Origin of the sequence: Oceanobacillus luteolus (assembly GCF_042678205.1) — a bacterium.
Classification (GTDB): Bacteria; Bacillota; Bacilli; order Bacillales; family Amphibacillaceae; genus Oceanobacillus; species Oceanobacillus luteolus.
Map to the genome: position 1 here is coordinate 1 of NZ_JBHUDE010000106.1, position 5989 is coordinate 5989.

Here is a 5989-nt window from a genome sequence, read left to right on the forward strand (position 1 = left end):
AAGAAGAACGTCGGAAAGCCGTATGAGGGAAAACTTCATGTACGGTTTGATGAGGGGGAACAGGAAAAGGAATTGCCCTCCTGTCTGGCTTAGTAAGGTGGAACATCCTGAAACCCGAGGACAAGAAGGCAACTATCTAATTCCTGTTTTCTACTCTACACTTGTTCTTCTTTTATATATAAATGTTCGATATTCTTACTACCAACAGACACATAGCCACTTGCAGATCGTCCTGCTTTTAAATTCCACGTAGTTTATAATTCTGTATTACCTCTAACAACACTTATTATGTTCCAAATGATTATCAGTCGAACTCTAAATATAGAAAAATTAATTCATATGTTTACTTTTAGGCATGTTACTTCTCTTTATATATTGATGCCATATAAATCAGAGAGGATGAGTTGCTATGATTCTATAAGAGAAACATTGACATCTTCAGATTGGAATCGTAATTCTTTGTATGCTTTAAACCCGACTAAATCCATGTGTATAATCACTTATTATTAATGAGGAGGAAAAGAGATGGATAGTGTCTTTATAATTTTAAACATTGCTGTATTATTCATTGTAATAGGGTTGCTTTATTACATGCAGAAAAAGCACATTTCATTTGGTAAACGAGTTTTGACGGCAATGGGAGTAGGGGTTGTATTAGGAGCTATTTTACAGGCCGTTTATGGCGTTGGTTCAGATATACTGACGCGAACATTAGATTGGTATAGCATTGTCGGGAGCGGATATGTAAGACTCTTAATGCTGATCGTCGTACCACTCGTAATGGTTTCCATCATTCGAGCAATCATCAATTTGGAGAAAACGAAAGAGCTCGGTAAGATGGCTGGTTGGGTGATTGGGATTCTCGTTGGTACTACAATGATTGCTGCTGTTATCGGTATTGGTTCCGCTCTTTTATTCGACTTAAGTGCCGACCAGATTGAAGCGGGTCAAGCTGAAAATGAACGCGCTTCATCAATCGAAGAACGTTATGCAAGTATTGAGGATCAAACGACACCGCAACGAATTTTAGCTTTTATTCCAAATAATATTTTCCTTGATATGACTGGAGAGCGTCCAACATCCGTAATTGGTGTTGTTATCTTTTCACTTATTGCAGGAGTAGCGGTACTCGGAGTGAGAAGGAAGTATCCAGAGCAAGCGGAGCTATTTGTAAAAGGTGTCAATGCGATTTTTGCTGTCGTTATGAGGATTGTAACATTAATTCTTCGTTTAACTCCATATGGGGTACTCGCACTCATGACGAATATGGTTGCAAATACAAATTATGCTGGTGTATTGGAACTTGGTAAATTCGTACTTGCTTCCTATGTAGCATTAATTACAATGTTTTTCATTCACTTGGTTCTCGTAGCAGGGTTTGGATTAAACCCAATGACATATGTGAAAAAAGCATACCCAGCATTAGCATTTGCTTTTACTTCACGCTCAAGTGCAGGAACACTACCAATCAATATCCAAGCGCAGAAAAACGGACTTGGAGTCGATGACGGAACAGCGAACATTTCTGCATCATTCGGTGCAACAATGGGCCAAAATGGCTGTGCCGGTATATATCCAGTCATGCTTGCGGTTATGATTGCTCCAACGGTTGGAATCAATCCATTAGCATGGGATTTCTTGATACCATTAATCGTTACTACTGCAATCAGTTCATTTGGTGTAGCGGGTGTTGGTGGTGGGGCGACATTTGCAGCGATTATCGTTCTTTCTTCCATGGGGCTTCCAGTTGGTCTTGCTGGATTGTTGATCTCTGTTGAAGCACTGATTGATATGGGACGTACAGCACTTAACGTAAATGGTTCCATGATTGCCGGAACACTGACATCCAAGATTCTTGGTAGTCATGATGTAGAGAAATTCAACGACAAAAACTCAGTTGCTGATAAAGCTGTAGTTTAGCATAAAGCTATATAAATTATGGATTAGAAAAGAGTTTTTACTTTTTAGATTAGAAAATAAAAAGGGTGAACGGGGGTATCTCGTTCACCTCTCGGCTTTTATTGAATTTCTACTTTACAGTCCATACATTTTTCATTTGCATCTATAAAGATAGCAAATTCTCTGCAGTTACTACAGGTATTATTGGTTGGAATTACACCAATATTTTCAAAAAAATCTTCATTTAGATCTCCAAAAAAATGATTATTTAAGGGGTATTCTAAATATATATCACCCTTTGTAATTGCGATTACATCACAATTATTTGATGGCCAAGCTAGTATACCAATAAATAAATCATTCTTATCGTTAGTTTGCTTAGGAAATTCCCTTTTTAATTCAATCATGCTAGGCAGCATATACGTGTGTATATTAGCAGGTGTATCTTGTCATTTATTAATTATGTAATCAAACTGTTCTGCCCATCCATCTCTTGGAAATTCAGTAAAACCCGGTTTAGTTCTATTCTTGAATAATGTTTTAATCATTTTGTACATCTCCCTGATTTAGGGTCTCATAGCAAATAGAAAAAGCCCTAAAGAGACGAAGTTTAATCGTCTAATTAAGGGCTTTTCCCTAGTTTTTGGCTTATTAATGGACTTGTAGCTATTATACAAAAGAATGAATCTCATTACACTGACTCTCCTTGTATAAAGAAAAGGTGACAATGTGTCATTTTGAATGGAAAGCAAAAGATTGATAATCCTTTTATAAAATTAAGCAATAAAGATGAATCGCTGTCGTATTCATTCAATAGAGAAGAGTATGAGTAGATGTTATTTCAAAGGTATATATTTAAACCTATAGCAAATAATAAAAAGAACGATCTTATGATCGTCCTTTTAAAGTATATGTTTTAATTTTTTTGTAATTGAGCTTCCATTCTTCGTTGAATTGCTTGATATTCTTCCTCACGATGATTTTGTTGAAAACGTCTAAAATTTGCTTGAAATTCTAAATGTTTTCTTTTGCCTACAGTTGATTTTTCAAGTTTTTTCATTAATTGTTTTCCAATTGGCATAAAAATCATCTCCTTCTCTATTTATAGTATACCCTAAATTCAAATAGTAATCACTCATTTTTTACCTTTATTTAAAAATTCATGGTAAAGAGCCTCATCATGAACTACTTCTCCGTCATCAACTGTTTTATTGGCGACGAGTATTGCATAACCATTTCGGGTATCATAGAGATAATATTCATCCACCAAATTTTTTAATTCCGAGAAAGAGTTAGGGATAGCGTCGTGTGTTTCTGTAACAATGTGATCAGGTACAGCACGACCAGTTGCTTCGAATCTGGCCCTGTTTCTTTGAAATGCAAGGTCTACTGGTACATCAACAACAATCATCGTGATAAAATAATTTTTCTCACGCAACTCCTTGATAATTTCACGATATTTTTCTGTGTTCTTCATAGTTCCGTCATATAGAAATGGTTTTACCAATGCAATTGATTTATTTAATAATTCATGACTAATGTCCGAACTCTCATCGTGGACAAAGAAAGCAGCCATTTCTGGCTCATCTCGCTGGTATTCTTCATACTCGGGTAAATGTTGTTTAATTTCATCTGAATCAATAGTAATAAAGTCGTCTAACTCTAATTCTTCAATGATAGTGGATTTTCCAGAATTACTTCCTCCACCCAAGAGAATGGCTTCCAATTCTTCGTTTTCGTGTGATTCAACCAACTTTAAGTAATAGTTGATAATCTGAGAGTGTACCTTTTTTCTATCCTCTGTGTAGTCACCATCATTTGTACGATGTATATTTTTAGTTTTTTTTGCTTCATCCCGCTCTTTCCCCATCGCTTAATTCTCCTATCTTCTAATCTATCTAGATAAATTATACCATGTATTTCCTCTCGCAAAAAATAAACTTATTAAATTGTGATAGTTGAAGAGAGAAAATTAGTTTTTTCAATAAATAATTTGTTGATTAGATTATGTTAAAGTTGAAGGAGTAGAGTACATATTATATTTTGGGTTATGGAGGGTATTATATGGATACGATTATAACCATTGTATCGTCGCTTGTCGGTGGGGTTATTGGTGTTTTTTTGACTCATATCTTTTATCAATCAAAGCTTAAAAAGGAACAAAAAGCGAGATTTCAAGAAGAAATAGGAAAAAGAATTGCTAAGTCTCTTATGGAGGTAAGAGAAATTGCAAAAGCAGCAACCTATTTAGAAGTATATGAAATTGCTAATATACTAGAAGAGTCACCAGATGAATTTGACATTCATAATACTACGAAATACCCGTCAATAATGAATAACAAAGAATCATTTTTAGAATTTCATTCTACCATTATGGCAGCCCGCGGAAATTATGGTAATGAAATACCGATAGATGTAGCTGCTTATTTATGGTATGCAGAAAAATATTTTAACCATCTTTTGGTACTCATTGGTTCTTTTGAAAAAGTAGATATGCCATCCTTGGGTGCAATATTTTTGAAAGATATAATCGATTGGCAAAGATCTTTTGACAATTTATTAGTTAAAAGAATTAATACACCTGTTGTTAAATTAGAATTACACTTCGGTACAAAATGGAATCGTGCAAAGGTACAGTTATTAGAAAGATTATGGGAAAAATCTTTATTGAAAAGAGTAATAAACGATGATACCAGTAATGACATGGATATAGTATGGGAAGTTATAGCAGGATATAAGTGAAAATAACTATAAGTGCGTAGTAGTTAAAGTAGAGGTAGTTTAAATAAAAGGAATGTCTCTTTTCGGAGACATTCCTTTTTATTTTTGTAACAGGGGAGTAGTTGCAATTATGTTTTATAGTTTCTATTTCGCGTTAAATTCTAATTTAACGAATAATAGACATGAGTATAATGATTTGGTATAATTTACCTGTGGTTAAAATTTTATATATGGGAGGTAGTCTTAATGACTCAAACTGAAAAAGCAATTGATTTATATTCTGAATGCGAAAACGCAAATCCACAGGAAAATATGTTAGTGCCTAGAAACCACTTTCCTGGTAAAGATGTTTTTTATTCTTTAGCTGCAGGTATGATTCTTAATACATATGCATTGGGAAGCTTTGAAGATGATTGGATTCCCCTTACTGAAGTATTTAAGGGGAATGATCCAACGATGATTGAGATAAAAAAAGTAGCTTATGAGATGGAGAAAGAAGGATTCTTGGAAACCAAGTTGGATAGTAACAATAATGAATTTATTCGTTGGTGTGATGATAGTATCTATGAATCCATGAAAAACTAAATAAAGAAGGTACTTTTCTTTGGAAGAAAAGTACCTTTATTCAAAGTTTTTTTAAGTTAATTGTTAAGTTAGGAGCTATTAAAATAATGAATATAGTCTTTTGTGCAAGTTTATTTGGCGCTATTATAATGTTTATAGGCTATTTTATAGTATTAAACATAGCAATTAGGTTTAATAATTAATTGCCGTTGCCGTAACTTATAATTTGACACGAAAGGAGATTTATCTAAATGACTGGATTCCTAAAAATTACAAAATTAAAAGATAATACTATTGAACGCTTAAGTTATTATACTTTAAAGCAGATCGATCCACGTGCAATGAAAGATAAATTAAAGTCTTTGTATAATCCTTATCGCCACAAAAAAATAATACTACAGTGTATGTGCAATACAAAACCTATAGATATGAGAATAGCATATATCGAGCATACAGATACTTATTATTTAAGCTCTTATCCCAAACAAGCGGAAAATCATCATACTGATTGTTATTTTCATCGTGACAAATCATTGTCATCAAATGGAGAACAAAATAAAAAAAGTGTGGAAGAAGATAACGAAGGCAATTATCTAATATCATTAAATGCACATGATTATAAAAAAACAAACTCGCATAAGGTTAATGGGGATAGCGAGGCAAACAGTGGTATAGGTTGGGATGCTGGGGTTGGATCTAATGTAAACCCGTAATCAAACAACGCATACAAAAATGAAGCACCTCTTGCTAAGATAGAAATATCAATTGAAGGAGGTGCTTTTCTATGCCACATGAAGAACTAATC

General features: G+C 33.9%; 7 protein-coding genes. 4 read left to right on the forward strand and 3 right to left on the reverse strand.

Annotation, left to right across the window (positions count from 1 at the left end; translation table 11 throughout):
* Positions 1–525 precede the first annotated feature (525 nt).
* On the forward strand, positions 526–1920 hold the full coding sequence (locus ACFSBH_RS12750) for an L-cystine transporter (RefSeq protein WP_379597844.1): 1395 nt from the start codon (positions 526–528) through the stop codon (positions 1918–1920).
* A 98-nt stretch (positions 1921–2018) separates the two neighbouring features.
* On the opposite strand, the gene ACFSBH_RS12755 is transcribed toward ACFSBH_RS12750, so the two are convergent.
* The 3 genes from ACFSBH_RS12755 to ACFSBH_RS12765 all read right to left on the reverse strand — a co-directional run bounded on the left by ACFSBH_RS12755 (position 2019) and on the right by ACFSBH_RS12765 (position 3769).
* Positions 2019–2306 (reverse strand): hypothetical protein, encoded by a 288-nt coding sequence (locus tag ACFSBH_RS12755; protein ID WP_379597846.1) that lies wholly within the window; start codon positions 2304–2306, stop codon positions 2019–2021.
* A 509-nt stretch (positions 2307–2815) separates the two neighbouring features.
* Positions 2816–2980, reverse strand: a complete 165-nt coding sequence (locus ACFSBH_RS12760; protein WP_379597848.1) for a hypothetical protein — start codon at positions 2978–2980, stop codon at positions 2816–2818.
* Positions 2981–3034: 54 nt separating this feature from the next.
* Positions 3035–3769 carry a zeta toxin family protein gene (locus tag ACFSBH_RS12765; protein WP_379597850.1) on the reverse strand — a complete coding sequence of 245 codons (735 nt, stop codon included), beginning with the start codon at positions 3767–3769 and terminating at the stop codon, positions 3035–3037.
* 194 nt (positions 3770–3963) lie between these two features.
* Here ACFSBH_RS12765 and ACFSBH_RS12770 point away from each other — a divergent pair, with 194 nt between their 5' ends.
* The 3 genes from ACFSBH_RS12770 to ACFSBH_RS12780 all read left to right on the forward strand — a co-directional run bounded on the left by ACFSBH_RS12770 (position 3964) and on the right by ACFSBH_RS12780 (position 5897).
* Complete coding sequence (locus tag ACFSBH_RS12770; RefSeq protein ID WP_379597852.1) at positions 3964–4641, forward strand: hypothetical protein; 678 nt, start codon at positions 3964–3966, stop codon at positions 4639–4641.
* A gap of 225 nt (positions 4642–4866) precedes the next feature.
* Positions 4867–5205, forward strand: a complete 339-nt coding sequence (locus tag ACFSBH_RS12775; protein ID WP_379597854.1) for a hypothetical protein — start codon at positions 4867–4869, stop codon at positions 5203–5205.
* 230 nt (positions 5206–5435) lie between these two features.
* Positions 5436–5897, forward strand: a complete 462-nt coding sequence (locus ACFSBH_RS12780) for a DUF1173 family protein (protein WP_379597856.1) — start codon at positions 5436–5438, stop codon at positions 5895–5897.
* Positions 5898–5989 lie beyond the last annotated feature (92 nt).